Raw genomic sequence first — 15,004 nt, forward strand, 5'->3', positions numbered from 1 at the left:
ACCTTGTGGACAACGCACATAGCTCCACGTTGCCAGTACTTCCAGCGCCATTTCGACGTGCGGGGCTCGGCGGCGGCTTTATGGGCGGACTGCGCCGAGGAGGCGGTTGCGCCAGTAGTCGTCGAGCTCGACGACCTTGATCACGTCTCCGGTCTGCGGCGCGTGGACCATCTTCCCGTTGCCCGCGTACATGCCCATATGTCCCAGGCCCTTGCTGAACAGCAGGTCCCCAGGCTGGAGGGCGTCCAGCGAGACGCGACGACTGGCGCCCCAGGCCCACTGTGTGTACGTCGTGCGGGGAATGGCGACCCCGGCGGTACGCCAGGAGGCCTGGGTGAGGCTGGAGCAGTCGTAGGAGTTCGGCCCATTGGCGCCGTACCCATACGGCTTGCCCACTTGCGCGAACGCGAACTGCAGCGCGATGCGGGCGTTGCCCGAGGCCGGGCCGGTGTACTTGATTCCCGTGCTGTTGGGATTGCCCGACTTGAAGGCGCCGAGCTTGCGAAGGATCTTGGTCTGCTGGGCGATCAGCTTCTCGACCTCGGTCTTGTCGTCGTCCACCTTCTCGCGCGCCTTGTCGGCCTCGGCCAGGACATTCTTGGCCTCGTTGCGCCGGTCGCGCAGGTCCTTGATGCTGTCCTCGTACGCCCGTAGTTTGGCCGACCGCTCGGTGGCGATCTGGCCCAGTGCCGCCATGCTGCTCAGCGTCTCGCCCTGGCCGGCGTAGGTCTGCCAGTTCTCGAAGCCGCCGTACTGGTACTGGTTGACCGCCACCGTGACGAGATCCGCGCGCAGGGCGTCCGAGCGCACCGTCTTGCGGCCGAGGTCGGCGTTGGCCGCGTCGTACTTCTGCTTGGCCTTCTTGTACGCCTCGGTGGCCTGGTTGTACTGCTCGACCACCTTGTCGGCCCGCTCGTTCAGCTTCACCAACTTGGCCCTGGCCTTGGCAGGTGACGGCGCGGCGGCGGCGGTGCCGGGGGCGGAGACTAATGTGACCAATGCCAGCGCTGTGGCCCCTGCCATCTGCCCAAGCCTTGTCGGCGCAGCCACTACGATGCCTCCTCGTAAACATCCAAGATCTGGGGCGAATAGTACCGAAGTGAAGGGTTTTATTAGCCTGTTCGAGTCGATTGGCCTCGAGGGCGGGACGTACTACCCGGCATAGCGGAAGGCCGCCGCCCATGTATGGATACGCGCGCCATCTCCGGAGTGTTCAGGTGCTCAACTTGCCCTGCTGTCGGCGGGCTGTTCGTCCATCGCGGACACACATCACGGGCCACAACGGCGCCACCTGTAGCCACGTCGTCCACGTCCACGATCCCATCGCGCACGGCCGCCACCTCCGGTGGCTGTTCTGTGACGCTGCCGAGCGCTCCCCGGCCCTCTGGCCAGACGCTCGGTCCGTTCTTCGGAAGGGAAGGTTCTGGGAGGTCACTGGGCAGGTCAGCGGAGTGAAACTCAGCTTCGTGACCTCCGGGGTCAAAGCCGCTGGTTGAATCTGGCATGCCTCGGCCCCGTACGGCCGGGCGCCGTACGGGATCCGTCGCGGCTAGAGCGTCGGGAGCAGCTGCTTCAGCTCAGCGAGCTCGCTGCGCAGGCTCGTCTGGATGGTCTTGGCCATCGTCTTCGTCTTGGCGTTGCTGCCCCTGGCGATCTCGTTCTGGGTCACCTTGATGGCGCCCTGATGGTGGCTGATCATCATCTGGGTGAACATGCGGTCGAACATGCCACCCTTCATCTGCCGCATCTTGGCCATCTCGGCGGAGGACATCATGCCGGGCGTCGACGTCATCATCGGGTCGTCGTCGGCCATGGGCTCCTTATCCCAGGCGGTGAGCCAGTTGTTGAGCTTGCTGAGCTGCGGCTGCGCCTCCATCTGCATCTTCATGGCGAGATCCTTGACCTTGGCGTTGGAGGCGTTGGTCTGGGCCCACTTGGCCATCCGCAGGGCCTCCTGGTGATGCGGGAGCATCATCTGGACGAACATCACGTCGCCATCGTTGAAGTCCGCCTTGGGCTTCGACGAGGACATGTCCATGCCGTCCATGTTCGTGACATCTGCGCTGGCCCCGTCGTTCGACGAGGCGGCCGGAGCGGCTCCCGCACCGGCGGCGGTGGTCGTGGGGGTGGATGAGCCGCAGGCGGTGAGCAGGGCGACGGCGCCGATTCCGGCGACGGTGAGCATGGTGATCCGGTGTGCGACGGTCATGGGGAATCTCTCCTTCGGAAATGGGGGATCGGATAGGACGGGTCGGATTGGAACGACCCTCCTAAATCCGCAGAACCGAAAGAAAAGCCAGATCGGCCGCCGGTGGCTCCCTCCCTCGCTGTACCAGCCTCCAGCCGCGACCATCACGGGCGTCACTGCGCCGCTCGCTCGGCAATGCCAGGGCCAGCAGAAAGGCGATCGCCGTGGTCAGTACGGCCACGCACATCGACGCGGGTCCGTGAGCTGCGGCGCAGGCCACCCTGGCGCCATCGCCTGGAGAACCAGATGCGACAAGCTGCGAACTCGTGTGCCCCGACCGATCCTGGCATTCCAGAACGTGCCCGGCGACGATGCCGGAGGTGAGTGTGACGAGCAGCAGCCAGACCATCCAGCGTCGGCCCGTCCAGCTCATGTCACCTCCCGATCGGGAATCTTCCGCCTCACCCCGCGTCAGGCGCCGTCCCAATGCGGGCACCTCGCAGGCGTTAGAGGAGGCGGGTGCTATTGGGTACGCGGGCTGATGGCCTCGGGTTCACCGTCATCGGAATCTCGTCTCTGAGGGGTGAGCTTGTACGACGGATTGTCGTAGCAGGCTTGCCCTCTGGAAGACATGTCGAAGTTGCAATATGCATGTATCGATGAGACGACGCCCCTATCTCTCCCCAACTGCTGGGCCGTCGCGATGGCCGGACTGACATGACAGTGGCCGCCTGGCCCGCCGATCGCCGGAGCACCATGTCCGCTTCAGCCGCTGTGGCAGAGGGGAACGTACGGGCACCCGCCAGCCACAGCATCGGCTTGAACCTTGCGCCCGTCGCTCGCATGATGGGCGGTATGAGGTACAGGCCCCTGGCACTGATCCTCGCCGCCTTGCTCGTGACCACATCGTGCGGCCGGACCGACACCCCCACCGCTTCGGCGTCGCCTGCGGGATGGAATTCCGCGTTACCTGTCGCGACAGACAAAGGGCCTGTGGCCATGTGGCGCCTGGAGGGCGGCTTCCTCCCCCCGGGACTGCTCGCGATCCGTCCGCCACGGGTCGTCGTGTACGCCGACGGGTGGGCGATCGTGGATGCGGCCCGAACCCTGCGGCTTGCGAAGGCCGATCTGAACAAGCTGCTCGCGGCGCTTGATCGCGATCTGTCGGGCCAGCCGGCGACGGCCACGCCCCGGCCCGGCGCTCCCGTAGTGATGGACGCACCCACCACGGTGTTGGGCGTCCGTACGGCGGGAGGCAAGCGAGAGGTGAGGATCCCGGCCCTTGACGTGACGCGCGGCTCCTACGCGAAGGCCCTGTACGACGCACGCGATCGTTTCGACCGTCTCGCCCGGCGCATCACGGCCAAGGGCCAGAACTACGTGTCCAGACGCGTACGGCTGGTCGCGGAGCAGACGACATTGAGGGGTGGCAAGGCCCGACCCTGGCCGAGGGGGGTGCCTGAACCACGGGCCGCGGGCTCACCCGTTCGCACCCGCGACCTGTCCGGGAAGGCCGCCATGGCCGCCATCCGACTGATTCCGCGCGACGCGGACCAGCGTGGCGGGTGGCGGGTGTTCCGTGCTCGGTCGGGTGCCTCGCTCGCGGTCTCCTGGCGCTATCTGCTGCCCGACGAATGATCTCTAAACGCCGCCCGCGTCACAGCAGTTGTGCCTGCACGAAACCGGCCAGAAGTACGGCGAAGCCGCCGATCTCGCCGACGATCAGCGAGACCATGAACGCGGTTGTGCCGCGTACCGGATGGCACAACTGGTTGTCGGTGTCGCGGCGCCAGCCGTGGTAAGCGTAGGTCCCGATTGCGGCTACGAAGAAGAAGATCACGATGCCCGCCGCAGCCAGGTTCACCCACGCCGACCAGCCGCTCAGGGCGACAAAGACTGCGAGCAGCAGCGTAGCGAACGAGTAGAGCAAGGCGGCTCGATGCGCGATGTCGACGTAGGGATGAGCCATGTGTTCGGCCGAGACGGCCATCTGGCGGTATTTCCACACGCCGAGCACTAACGCCAACAGAAAGATCAGTCCGGCCGCCAGGAGAACCAGCTTGGCTTCCGTGCTCAGCACCACCACCATTACCCTCGATTCTCGTTAACTCGAACAGATATGTACGACTTACGGTGGGGGGGCGCAGCACCATAAGTCAAGGCGGGAGCTGGAGGGCGCCGAGCCAGAGAATGAGGACCGGAGCCGAGTCCGCCCAAGGCCCTTCTCCTTGAAACTGCGCAGCTCTCCTTGAAACTCCGCAGCCGAAGGCCGTTGCTGACCACGAACACGCTGGAGAACGCCATCGCCGCTCCTGCGATCAGGGCCGGGAGGAGATTCTCCAGCTCATCGTGGGTCATCGCCGCGCCGGCGGGGTCCGCCGGCGCGGCGAACAGGCTCGCGGAGGCGGCAACCCCCTCGATCCCCTCGATAACCCCTACGAGGATGGCGGGTCGGCGTAGCGTGACATGCGGGCTCTTCTCTCTACAGGGGGTGGTTGACACCCTCCAGCGCGGCGAAGAGCCTCGCCGCTTGCGATCATGATGCCTGGCTGCCGGACCCCTTGCCGGGTCAAGGCGAAGGCTCCCGGCTCGCTCTCGCTCAGCCAGTCCCTCGTGGCGATCCGCTTCAGCCTCGACCGCTCGACATGTCGTTTCTCGCCCTTGACTCCCGGCTTCTCCAACGCGGGACATGATCGCCTACTTGGAATCGGCCACGCTCGCGTTCAGCGGCTTCATCAGATCCAGCGCCTGGCCGTCGCCGATGGCGGCCACCTGGTGAACACCTGCCCAAGTAGCTAGGTTGCCCCCACCTCGTCCGATTCTCACAGGGAGTGGCAGCCATGCGGCAACAGCACAAGACCTTCCAGGCGATCGAGGTCGGCGACGGCGGCGACGGGCGGTGGGCCGCCTACGCCCGGGCCCTGTGGCAGGACATGGAGCGCCTGCTGACCGAGGAGGGCCGGACCCCGGAGGGCGCGGACCGCGTTCGGGCGCTGTTCCGTGCGCACATGCCAGAACTGGTCCCGGTGCTGGACCGCCTGGCCGGCCAACTCGACCGGCCCGAGGCGGAAGTCTTCCTCACCCACGCGGCACTGCGGCCGTTCTCCCAGGCCTGCACCCAGATCGGCCAGAACGGCACTCTGCTGCGCAACTATGACCTACGGCCCGATCAATGCGAGGGGACCATCGTCTCCTCCTGCTTCCTGCGCCCCGTGATCGGGATGCAGGACCTGCTGTGGGGCTTACTCGACGGGATGAACGACGCCGGTCTCGCGGTCTCGCTCACCTGGGGCGGACGTTCCGTCTACGGACGCGGCTTCGCCATTCTCATCCTCATGCGCTACTTGCTGGAGACGTGCGACACCGTCGATGAGGCGGTCGACAGGCTGCGGTCCCTGCCGGTCGCCGTCCCCCAGAACCTCACCCTTGTCGATCCCACCAAGGCGATGACGGTGTTCGTGGGACCGGATATGTCCCCGACGGTGGCACCGGACGCCTGCGCCGCCAATCACCAGCACCTGCCGGTAACCGACGAGCAGGAGCGGGCCATGCGGACGCAGGAACGGCTGCGAGCCATCCGCGCCGCGGGTACGGACGTGGCGGCAATGCTCAAGCCGCCGCTGTATCGATCCGTCGACGAGCAGGGGACGGTAACGCTCTACACCGCCCACTACCGGCCCGCCGAGGGCCTTGTGACGTACTACTGGCCCGGTGAGTCCTGGCAACAGTCCTTCGGCGACTTCACACCCGGAACCCGCACCGTGACCTTGGGCCGGGCCAGCTGAGAGGCTTTCCGGACTCCTGCTCACCCCTACACGAAGATCTTGCAAGAACGTGATTTCACCCGCCGCCGCCAGCCGCGCCCGCCGCAAGGTCCACGCCACGGACCGGCCGGCGTGCCCCGGCCGCGAGCACCAGCAGGTCGTCCAGGCATTCCGTGCTGCCGCAGTCAGTGGCGACTTCGAAGCGCTGCTGCGGGTCCTCGATCCGAACGTGAAGCTGACAGTTGACACCCCCGACGGCATGGTCGTCACCCTCGGCGCCACCGAGGTCGCCGCCGGTGCCCGCGTGTTCTCCGGTGAGGTCGCCCGCCAACGACCCGTGCTGGTCAACGGCATCCCGGGGCACATGTCTTGGCGCTCGGACGGAACGCCGCTGTCGGTCATCGCTTTCACCGTCGCCGAAGGCCGGATCACTGGCATCCACATCGTGGTCGACCCGGCCAAACTCGCCTCGATCCAGCTGCCCGCCCCGGCCTGAGCCGGTGTCGTCCCCGTTGCCGATAATCGCGTAGGCCAGAGTAGGCGACGCCTGGGCTGAAGCGGTGCGCATGCCCGCCCGGCTCTCGGTCCCGTTGCCACTCGAAGGTGACCCGCTCATAGCCATGGAGAAGCTCGTTCTCGCCAACTACTTCGGCCAACCCGCCCCCGTTCCGGTCACGACCTGGCGGCCAGGCGGTGCAGGATCGAGTGCGGCAGCCTCTGTGCCAAGCAGATATTGCGGCTCGGGCAGTCGCGCTGCGCGGTGTTCCGCCCCATCCTGTGAAGGAGGCAGTCGTCTGATGCAGCTCAACTCGTCCATCGTCGTCCCGCAGGACATCCGGCAGGTGTGGCGCTTCCTCGGTGATCCGCTGACCGCGCCCCGCTGGGACCGCAGTATCGCGGAGGTGGTCCCGCTGTCGACCGCGCCGGTCGGCGTGGGATATGAGGCGATGACCATCGCGCCGTATCCTCCACCGCATCGACCTGGATCTACGCAGTCCGCTGCTCGTTCCGGTGTTACGGCTGACGACCCGGAAGGCCCTTGGCACCGACATGGAATATCTGCGGGGGGCGCTGGCCAGGGACACTCACGACTGAGAGGCAACCCTTTCGGGAGGCATCACGCTCTGCATTCACGGGGCCTCTCGTCCGGGGTAGAGCGGAGACACTAAGCAAGGCCTGTAGCCTGCGATTTCATGTTGGCGTCAGCCTGGCGACGATACCCCCTGCTGACGACCTCAACCGGATTGTCCAGCAGCTCGGCGAACCCCAGCTCAGCGCCGCCGACAAGGGTGGTGTCATCTCCCAGCGCTGCGATCCGCAGTTTCACTCGTTCGCGGGAAACTGGCAGTACGTTGGCGGCGATACGACTCTGCACCTGTGCTGAGGCCCCTCGGTAAATATCGCGCAGTATCCCGCCGAAGACCACGACACCCGGGTTGAACAGGTTGATCAGATTGGCAACCCCGACACCCAGCCAATCTCCCACATGGGTCAGCGCCGCCTTGGCGGATTCGTCGCCTCGCTCAGCGGCATGTACCACGGACGCCACCGCGTCCCGCCCGATCAACCCAGGGGGCCAGTTGGCCGCACTGAGCAGTGCGTCCTCCCCGACCTCCGCTTCCAGGCAGCCGCGCGAACCGCACCCGCACGGCCGCCCGTCGTGTGCGTTCACGATCATGTGACCGGCTTCGGCGGCGTAGCCGTCATTGCCGTCCAGGCGCTTGCCGTCGACGATGATGCCGCCGCCCACGCCAACATCGCCGTGCAGATAGATGAGATTCCGGAATCCGATCCCAGCGCCCCTCTGGTTCTCCGCGACTGCGCCCAGGTGAGCTTCGTTGCCAACTCGCACAGGCAGGCCCAGGGCCAAACGGCGCTCGAGTTCCGGGCCGAACGCCTGATCTACCCAGCCGGTATTTGGTCCGAATCGTACGGTGCCGTCCGCTGGCCGGATCATGCCGCAGAACGACGCGCCAATGCCGACGCACACGGCATCGCTTGGGACGTCGCGGAGCAGTTGGCGGGCGAACTCGGCTAGAGTTCCAACGACATCGTCCAGGTCGGGGTACTTGCGTTGGCGTACGGCCTCACGGCGATCGAGTATCACGCCGCCCAGGCCCACTCGCGCGGCCAGCAGGCGGTCCACTGCCACGTCAAAGGCGAGCACGAATACGCGATCAGTGTTTGGGCTGACCACCAGGGACGGTCTGCCCGCTCTGTGGGTGTCCTGGGGAAGCTTTTCTTCGACCATGCCCAGGGCGGCAAGTTCGGCGGTCAGCCCCATGATCGTGGTGCGGTTCAGCCCCAACTTCTCCCCGAGCACAGCACGCGAAGTCGGGCCATTCAGGTGGAGATGGCGTAGTAACGCCCCTAGGTTCCTCCGGCGGGTCTCCTCATTAGGCGCCCCGGGCTTTGTGATCTTCATGAACCGAGTCTCCCGGCTGCTTCAATCCATTTCCACTGCATCGGGGTCCACGGGAGATCCCGTCCCTCCGTGAGGGCGGCGGCCGCGACCAGTGCGACGATCGCTCGGTTGAACACGCGCCCAGGTGGGGTTCGAGGCACGCGCCAATCTTCGACCGTGTCGGCTGGCATGTCCACCGAGGTTCGACCCCAGCAGATCGGCTGTCGCCCTCATCCACGCCGCCTGCCTGAGGCAGAAGTGACGGATGGGCACATAGTGATACATCGGGCATGGCACCATTTCTGGTGTGAATAGGGTCAAGCAGGTGCCTCGGGGCGGGGATCGGCTGATCCGTGTGTCCATGACGGTTGTGGTGTTGGCGGTCGCGGCGGTGGCCGCGTGGGTGTCGTACTGGCATGCGGTGGCGGTGATCGAGAAGTACGGTGCCGAGGACGAGATGTCGGCGCATCTGGTCCCGGCGACCGTGGACGGCATGATCTACGCCTCCTCGATGGTGCTGCTGTGGTGTGCCCGCTACCGCCTGAAGGTGCCGTCGCTGGCTCGCTGGGCGCTGGCACTGGGAGTCGCTGCGACGCTGGCGGCGAACATCTTGCACGGGATTGAGCGGGGACCCCTGGCCGCGGCGCTGGCCGCGTGGCCGGCGATCGCGCTGGTGATCTCCTACGAGCTGATCATGTGGGTGGTTCGCTCGGGTCGCGAACTTGCCGATCGCGCGTACGACGTGGGGCAGCCCGAGCGAGTGCTCGCCGAGCCCGCACCCCCGAGCGCCCCGAGCGGTCACTCAGACCAGGCGCCGCGGGTGCCGCAGCCCGGCCCAGTGGTGAACGTCACGCCGCAGATCGACCCGGGCGAGCCGACGCAAGAAACAGGCGAGCGCCGGTCAGCGCCCGCCGAGCCCGAACCGGCTGCCACACGGGCAGACCAAGACGCATCGGCGGGCGAAACCCGCGCGGACAGCGACCGGCGAGCGCGGGTGGCGGCCTTGCTCGCTCAGGATCCCAACATGACCGGCGCCGCGCTCGCCCGTACGCTCGGGGTGCACGAGACCACCGGCCGCAAATACCGCCGCGAAGCACTCAACGGCAACGGTCGTTCCGCATAACGCCAAACCGGGGCGTGCCTTCAGCCGGGTCAGTGCTGCGGGCGCTGGTTCCACTCGCCGTTCACAAACTAGGAAGTACGCACTCCTACGCTTCGGACGTGAGTGACGAGGCGATGCAACTGACGGGCGCTTGAGGTCAGAGCGCACGGGTGGCTGTTGACCCCCAGTCACGTCTGCATCCCACCGCTACGCGAGGAGAAAGCGTCATGAGCTCCACTGCGGTCAACGTCGTGCTCGTGCACGGCGCGTTCGTCGACGGGTCGGGCTGGCAGGGTGTCTACAACCTGCTCAAACAGGATGGCTACCGGGTCAGCGTCGTCCAGAACTCCACGGTGACGCTGGAGGGGGACGCCGAGGTCACGCGGCGGGTGCTGGATCTCCAGGACGGTCCCACCGTGCTCGTCGGGCACTCCTACGGTGGCTCGGTCATCACCGAGGCCGGTACTCATCCGCGGGTGTCGGCGCTCGTCTACGTCGCCGCGTTCGCGCCCGACAAGGGCGAGAGCGTGGAGTCGCTGCTCGCCGATTCGCCGCCGGGTACGCCGGCGCCGCCGATCGTGCCCCTGGAGGGTGGGTTCCTCGCTATTGAGCGGGACAAGTTCCACGGCGCGTTCGCGGGCGATCTGCCGGCGGAGTTGGCGGCGTTCATGGCCGATTCGCAGGTGCCGTGGGGCGTTGGCGCGGCCGGTGCCGCGGTCACCGAACCCGCCTGGCGCACCAAGCCGGCCTGGTACCTGGTCGCCTCCAGTGATCAGACGATCCCGCCGGCCGCGCAGCGGGCGATGTCCGCGCGTGCGGGAGCCACCGTGGTCGAAGCCGAGGGTAGCCACGCTATCTATATCTCCCAGCCGGAGGCCGTCGTCGCGCTGATCAAGCAGGCGGCCGCCGGCGGCTGAGCGAACGATCCATAGGAACGGCCATGGCAGCCCGGTGGTAAGCCCCCCGGGCTGCCCCCGGCATCAGCTGGCAGAGGTGTGGCCCTCGCTGGTCTTGTCGGCCGTCTGGCTGCCAGGTGTCTGTACGTTGTCGCGCTTCACCGTCGGCACGCTGTTGGCGAACGTCTCAGTCGCGTACGCCGCGCCGTCCGCGAGCTCGTTCAGGAGGGACGTGTTGACGTTGTTGTAGGTGTCGCAGGCCTTGTGGTAACAGGGGTCATAGGCCACCCCGGCCGTGCCGCCGAAGACAGCGGCCTCCTCAGCCGTCTTGACGGTGTCGGTGCCGGATCGTACGCCGCCCGCCGGGATGCCCGCGTCCATGAACGACTGGTAGTCGGAGGTACCGGTGAACGCGTCCTGCTTGAGCGGGAGCTTGCGCCCGGCGTAGTAGTCGGTGAAGGTCTTCTCGATCGTGTCCGAGCCAGCCGGCGGCTTGGAGCTGTTGGTGCCGAGTGAGTCGTCACCGTCCAGGACACCGCGGACTCCGTTGGGGGAGCCGATCATGTCGAGGTTCAGGTAGAGCGCGATCTTCGCCTTCTCTTCGGCGCTGAGGTTCGCCACGTAGTACTTGGAGCCGAGATCGCCGCCTTCCTCGGCGCCCCAGAAGGTGAAGCGGACCCGGTTGTTGACCCGGCCGCGAATCTCGCCGATCTTCTGGGCGATGGTGAGGACCGTCCCCGCGCCGCTGCCGTTGTCGTTGATGCCGGGGCCCGCGGCCACGCTGTCGAGGTGGGCGCCGACGGTGACCACGCGGTCAGGGTTGCCGTATGCGGTCTCGGCCACGATGTTGGAGGTCGTGCGCTGTTCGCTGATGGTGTCGGTCTTGATGTGGAGTTTCAGGTCGCCCGCCTTGGCCGCCTGAACCAGTTCGACGCCCAGCTTGTTGGTGAAGCCGATCAGCGGGATGGTGAACGGGCGCAGCGCCGTACCCTCCACTGGCGCATCGGGGACATCAGGCCGCTGATAGTAGGCGACCGCGCTCGCGCCGGCCTTCTGGGCGTTGTCCGTCTTGACCTCGAAGGTACAGCCGCCCCGGCGGATGAGCGCGATGCTGCCGGTGGTGAAACCGGCGAAGTCGTCAGCCTCGCAGCCGCTGCCCAATCCGGCCGCGTCGGGATCCACGGCCACCGCGGCGGCCGTCACGTCGCCGGCGCCCGAGTAGTCGAGGGTGCGGTAGTCGGTGCCATGGGTGTAAGAGGTCGGGGACGGAGCGGTCTGCGCGAAGACCGAGGGTGTGACCTCTTTATAGAAGGGAAAAGCGAAGCGCTGGATCGTGGGTTTGTAACCGGCCAGCGTGAGTTTGGCCACAATGTAATTCGCTGACTTCTCGAATCCGACCTCGCCCGAAGCCCGGTTGCCGCCGCTGTTGTTGGCGATCGTCTGGAATGCCAACTGGTGCGTCCGGATGTCCTTGAGTTGGACCAGGTCAGCGAGGCTCGGGGTGCCGGCGTTGGCGGACGGTGTCGCGCCGAGAGTTGCCGCTAAGCCGATTAAGGTGCCAATAGCAATTTTGCGCACGTGTGCCCTCTCAAGTTCATGACTGACTTCGCGAATCGGAGTCAAGAGATCCGCGCAGATCCAAGATCATAGCCATGGTTTCTGTGGGATAGAGGGCTTACGTGATAAATGCGGCGATACTCCAGGCTTGCGGCTCTTTATGGCCGATGTCCGATCGCCCCTAGCGCACCACCCCGGTGGAACGGCCGTGGAACGCCCTAGAGAGGAGAACCGTCACCGTTCGAAAGGAGACCACATGCGCCACCAGACTGGCTTCCAGCGCCGCGTGTTAACCGTCCTGGTCATGTTCGCCATGGCCCTCGGGCTCCCGGCCGCCGCCCAGGCGAGCGCTCTTTCCTCGACCGCCTTGCGCAGCAACGCCGCCGGCACCGCTAAGTGCATCGGCCTGGCGAACAACGGCAGCACCGCCAACGGCACCCCGCTCGTGATCTGGGACTGTCATTTCCACCCCGACCAGATCTGGCAGGGCAACAACGACCGCTCCATCCGTACGCTCGCCGGCAGTGGCAAGTGTGTGGGGCTGGCGAACAACGGGAGCACCGCCAACGGCACTCCGCTGGTGATCTGGGACTGCCATCTCCACCCGGATCAGCAATGGAGGTTCGCGGCCCTGGGCGCCAACATCTACTCCATCCGCAGCTTCGCCGCCAGCACCGCCAAGTGTGTCGGTCTGGCCAACAACGGCAGCACCGCCAACGGCACTCCGCTGGTGATCTGGGACTGCCACCTCCACCCCGACCAGCAATGGGGGCTGCCTGACTCTCCCGCGGCCTTCGGATTCGCTTCCTGATCCACTTCTTCGCAGCCGGAAGCGCCCAGGACCTCCCACTGGGGGAGGTCCTGGGCGCTGCCGGCTGACAGAAGAACACGTGCTCTACGCGCGGCCCAGCAGGGCCCGGGCCACGTCGACGTCCGTGATGAGGATGTTGATCCAGCGCCCCCGTACCGCTCCCCGGATCGCGGCGAGCTTGGCCGCGCCGCCCGCGACCCCGATGCGGCGCTCCACGGCGCGCAGCTGGTCGGGGGCGATGCCGATGATGCGGTCGTCGAAGTCGGCTTCCACGGCTCGTCCGTCGGCGTCGAAGTAGCGGGTGCAGACGTCGCCCACGGCGCCGAGCTCCTGGAGTTGCCGCTGGTCCTCGGGGGCGATGGCGTTGCCGGAGCGGCGGAGCAGTGGGGAGGGTTCGAGGGTGCCGATGCCGAGGAGGGCCAGCGTGAGGCGCGACCACGACTTCATGACCTCGGCGACGGCGGGCTCCTTCGACAGCATGTCGCGGAGTTCGCGGCTGTGGACGAGCGCGGCCGACGGCGCGAAGACGGGCCGTGCGCCGGTCAGCTCGGCGAGGCGGCTGGTGAGGCGGGTCGCGTGCAGTTGCACTTCGGGGCTGCCCGATCCGCCGACTATCTGGACGACCTCTTCGGCGACGGGGGTCGTCTTGGCCCGCATGACGTTGATCGCCTCCAGGAGCGTCGCGCTCCAGGAGGAGATGCCGATGACGTCGCCGCCTTTGAGCGTGGCGTCGAGGTAGGTGGCCGTCGCGGCGGCGAGCGCCGGGATGACGTCAGGCCCCACGCCCTCGGTCTCGACGACGACGGCGTCGCGCAGCCCGTACTGCTCCACGAGGGCTTCCTCGAGCTCGGCGTGCACGCCGTCGGGGGAGACGACCACGGTGCGTACGACAGCGCGGTCGGCGGCCTCTTTGAGGAGGCGCGAGACGCGCGGCTGCGACATGTTGAGATGGGCGGCGATCTCTGGCTGGCGTAGCCCGCGCTCGTGGTACATGCGGGCCACCTTGACCAGTAGCCGCATGTGGTCGGGGCTGGGAGTCGAAGCGATCACCACGTGAGTTCCCCGTCCTTTCTCGCTCCGGTGAGCGCGTCGCCCGGAGCGTCCGGTCTGCATGCTAGACGTTGGAGTGGCTAGAGGCGATGTCGTCGCCCCTAGCCTCCGGCGCCTCAGAGTTTCGCGAAGACGCCGTACTGGTCGGCGTTGTCCTTCGTGATGATCTCGCAGTCGATCGACTGCTTCTCCGGCTGCCCGGTCGCACCGGTCTTGACGAACTTGTCGGCCTGCTCGACCGCGGTCGTGGCGCCGAGCGCGGCCGGCTGCAGGGACGTCGCGAGCATGGTTCCGGCCTTGATCTGCGCGATGGCGTCCGGGCTGCCGTCGAAGCCGACGACGATGACGCCGGTCTTCTTGGCGGCCTTCAACGCCGCCACGGCGCCGAGCGCCATCGTGTCGTTGCCGGCGATCACGCCTTGGATGTCCGGGTTGCGCTGGAGGATGGTCTCCATCTTGCTGAAAGCCTCCTGCTGGTCCCAGTTCGCGGTCTGCTGGGCGACCCGCTTCAGGTCCGGGTACTGCGAGATGACGTCGCCGAAGCCCTTGGAACGCACGCCGGCGTTGGTGTCGGATTCCTTGCCGGTCAGCTCGACGTAGTTGCCCTTCTCCTTCATACCCTTCACGAACTCCTGGGCGGCGAGCTGGGCTCCCTGGGCGTTGTTGGACACGATCTGGGCCTTGGCGATGCCGGTCTGGTTGATCTCCCGGTCGATCAGGAAGACCGGGATCCCGGCGGTCGTGGCCTTCTGCACGGGGCCGATGGAGGCGTCGGCGCCGGCGTTGTCGAGGATGATCGCCGCGGCCTTGCGCGAGATGGCCGAGTCGATCAGCTCGCTCTGCTTGTTCGGGTCGTCGTCGTGGGAGTCCACCGAGGTCTGGTAGCCGAGCGACTCGGCCTTCTTCTTGGCCGCGTCCGCCTCGGCCTTGAAGAACGGGTTGTCCGGCGAGGGGGTGATGATCGCGATCAGGTTGCTCTTGGGCGCGGAGGCGCTCGACGACGAGGAGGCGCTCGACGACGTCGAGGCCGCGGGTTCGCCGGATGATCCGCATGCGGTCAGCGTCAGCAGCCCTGTGGTCAGGGCCGCCGCGGCCTGGACGACCAGGCGACGGCTGGGGTGGGACATGGTTTACCTCCTGGAAGACGCGCCGGCGTGGACGCGGGATGGGGGATGGGACCGGTTCTGAAACCGTTCCGGTCTGGCATCTGGCAATGAGGTGGGGTGAGGGTC

General features: G+C 66.8%; 14 protein-coding genes. 6 read left to right on the forward strand and 8 right to left on the reverse strand.

Annotation, left to right across the window (positions count from 1 at the left end; translation table 11 throughout):
- Positions 1-78: 78 nt before the first annotated feature.
- The 3 genes from AB0B64_RS12925 to AB0B64_RS12935 form a co-directional block, all read right to left on the reverse strand.
- On the reverse strand, positions 79-1,023 hold the full coding sequence (locus AB0B64_RS12925; protein ID WP_358176961.1) for a C40 family peptidase: 945 nt from the start codon (positions 1,021-1,023) through the stop codon (positions 79-81).
- A 526-nt stretch (positions 1,024-1,549) separates the two neighbouring features.
- The gene (locus AB0B64_RS12930) at positions 1,550-2,209 is read right to left on the reverse strand and encodes a DUF305 domain-containing protein (protein WP_358176964.1); all 660 of its coding nucleotides are present in this window, start codon (positions 2,207-2,209) and stop codon (positions 1,550-1,552) included.
- 61 nt (positions 2,210-2,270) lie between these two features.
- Positions 2,271-2,621: a hypothetical protein gene (locus tag AB0B64_RS12935; RefSeq protein ID WP_358176966.1), complete on the reverse strand. Its 351-nt coding sequence runs from the start codon at positions 2,619-2,621 to the stop codon at positions 2,271-2,273.
- A 566-nt stretch (positions 2,622-3,187) separates the two neighbouring features.
- Here AB0B64_RS12935 and AB0B64_RS12940 point away from each other — a divergent pair.
- Positions 3,188-3,826, forward strand: a complete 639-nt coding sequence (locus AB0B64_RS12940) for a hypothetical protein (RefSeq protein ID WP_357941606.1) — start codon at positions 3,188-3,190, stop codon at positions 3,824-3,826.
- A gap of 19 nt (positions 3,827-3,845) precedes the next feature.
- Here AB0B64_RS12940 and AB0B64_RS12945 read toward each other — a convergent pair whose 3' ends face one another.
- Entirely contained in the window at positions 3,846-4,277 is a 432-nt protein-coding gene (locus AB0B64_RS12945; RefSeq protein WP_357941608.1) for a hypothetical protein, read from the reverse strand.
- Positions 4,278-5,028: 751 nt separating this feature from the next.
- Between AB0B64_RS12945 and AB0B64_RS12950 the strand changes: the two genes are divergently transcribed.
- Both AB0B64_RS12950 and AB0B64_RS12955 read left to right on the forward strand, forming a co-directional pair.
- Positions 5,029-5,973, forward strand: coding sequence for a C45 family peptidase (locus AB0B64_RS12950; protein WP_358176969.1), 945 nt, complete (start codon positions 5,029-5,031; stop codon positions 5,971-5,973).
- A gap of 49 nt (positions 5,974-6,022) precedes the next feature.
- Positions 6,023-6,448 carry a hypothetical protein gene (locus tag AB0B64_RS12955; RefSeq protein WP_358176972.1) on the forward strand — a complete coding sequence of 142 codons (426 nt, stop codon included), beginning with the start codon at positions 6,023-6,025 and terminating at the stop codon, positions 6,446-6,448.
- Positions 6,449-7,117: 669 nt separating this feature from the next.
- On the opposite strand, the gene AB0B64_RS12960 is transcribed toward AB0B64_RS12955, so the two are convergent.
- Positions 7,118-8,377 carry an ROK family transcriptional regulator gene (locus AB0B64_RS12960; protein ID WP_358176975.1) on the reverse strand — a complete coding sequence of 420 codons (1,260 nt, stop codon included), beginning with the start codon at positions 8,375-8,377 and terminating at the stop codon, positions 7,118-7,120.
- Between the two features lie 340 nt (positions 8,378-8,717).
- Between AB0B64_RS12960 and AB0B64_RS12965 the strand changes: the two genes are divergently transcribed.
- Both AB0B64_RS12965 and AB0B64_RS12970 read left to right on the forward strand, forming a co-directional pair.
- Complete coding sequence (locus tag AB0B64_RS12965; RefSeq protein WP_358176978.1) at positions 8,718-9,479, forward strand: DUF2637 domain-containing protein; 762 nt, start codon at positions 8,718-8,720, stop codon at positions 9,477-9,479.
- Between the two features lie 206 nt (positions 9,480-9,685).
- Complete coding sequence (locus AB0B64_RS12970; protein ID WP_358176981.1) at positions 9,686-10,375, forward strand: alpha/beta hydrolase; 690 nt, start codon at positions 9,686-9,688, stop codon at positions 10,373-10,375.
- Positions 10,376-10,438: 63 nt separating this feature from the next.
- On the opposite strand, the gene AB0B64_RS12975 is transcribed toward AB0B64_RS12970, so the two are convergent.
- A complete protein-coding gene (locus tag AB0B64_RS12975) occupies positions 10,439-11,806 on the reverse strand; it encodes a M20/M25/M40 family metallo-hydrolase (RefSeq protein ID WP_358176984.1) in 1,368 nt (455 codons plus the stop codon).
- Between the two features lie 361 nt (positions 11,807-12,167).
- Here AB0B64_RS12975 and AB0B64_RS12980 point away from each other — a divergent pair, with 361 nt between their 5' ends.
- A complete protein-coding gene (locus AB0B64_RS12980; RefSeq protein WP_358176987.1) occupies positions 12,168-12,722 on the forward strand; it encodes an RICIN domain-containing protein in 555 nt (184 codons plus the stop codon).
- Between the two features lie 84 nt (positions 12,723-12,806).
- Here the strand turns inward: AB0B64_RS12980 and AB0B64_RS12985 are convergent, their stop codons facing one another.
- The gene (locus AB0B64_RS12985) at positions 12,807-13,775 is read right to left on the reverse strand and encodes a sugar-binding domain-containing protein (protein WP_357941625.1); all 969 of its coding nucleotides are present in this window, start codon (positions 13,773-13,775) and stop codon (positions 12,807-12,809) included.
- 113 nt (positions 13,776-13,888) lie between these two features.
- Complete coding sequence (locus AB0B64_RS12990; protein ID WP_357941627.1) at positions 13,889-14,899, reverse strand: D-ribose ABC transporter substrate-binding protein; 1,011 nt, start codon at positions 14,897-14,899, stop codon at positions 13,889-13,891.
- Positions 14,900-15,004: the final 105 nt, after the last annotated feature.

Source organism: Nonomuraea sp. NPDC049129 (genome assembly GCF_040648495.1).
Lineage (GTDB): Bacteria > Actinomycetota > Actinomycetes > Streptosporangiales > Streptosporangiaceae > Nonomuraea.

What these genes read in the sequence shown, in the direction of transcription:
- AB0B64_RS12925 (WP_358176961.1), bottom strand. Translation starts at nt 1,023, where the DNA reads ATGGCAGGGGCCACAGCGCTGGCATTGGTCACATTAGTCTCCGCCCCC.
- AB0B64_RS12930 (WP_358176964.1), bottom strand. Translation starts at nt 2,209, where the DNA reads ATGACCGTCGCACACCGGATCACCATGCTCACCGTCGCCGGAATCGGC.
- AB0B64_RS12935 (WP_358176966.1), bottom strand. Translation starts at nt 2,621, where the DNA reads ATGAGCTGGACGGGCCGACGCTGGATGGTCTGGCTGCTGCTCGTCACA.
- AB0B64_RS12940 (WP_357941606.1), top strand. Translation starts at nt 3,188, where the DNA reads ATGTGGCGCCTGGAGGGCGGCTTCCTCCCCCCGGGACTGCTCGCGATC.
- AB0B64_RS12945 (WP_357941608.1), bottom strand. Translation starts at nt 4,277, where the DNA reads ATGGTGGTGGTGCTGAGCACGGAAGCCAAGCTGGTTCTCCTGGCGGCC.
- AB0B64_RS12950 (WP_358176969.1), top strand. Translation starts at nt 5,029, where the DNA reads ATGCGGCAACAGCACAAGACCTTCCAGGCGATCGAGGTCGGCGACGGC.
- AB0B64_RS12960 (WP_358176975.1), bottom strand. Translation starts at nt 8,377, where the DNA reads ATGAAGATCACAAAGCCCGGGGCGCCTAATGAGGAGACCCGCCGGAGG.
- AB0B64_RS12965 (WP_358176978.1), top strand. Translation starts at nt 8,718, where the DNA reads ATGACGGTTGTGGTGTTGGCGGTCGCGGCGGTGGCCGCGTGGGTGTCG.
- AB0B64_RS12970 (WP_358176981.1), top strand. Translation starts at nt 9,686, where the DNA reads ATGAGCTCCACTGCGGTCAACGTCGTGCTCGTGCACGGCGCGTTCGTC.
- AB0B64_RS12980 (WP_358176987.1), top strand. Translation starts at nt 12,168, where the DNA reads ATGCGCCACCAGACTGGCTTCCAGCGCCGCGTGTTAACCGTCCTGGTC.
- AB0B64_RS12990 (WP_357941627.1), bottom strand. Translation starts at nt 14,899, where the DNA reads ATGTCCCACCCCAGCCGTCGCCTGGTCGTCCAGGCCGCGGCGGCCCTG.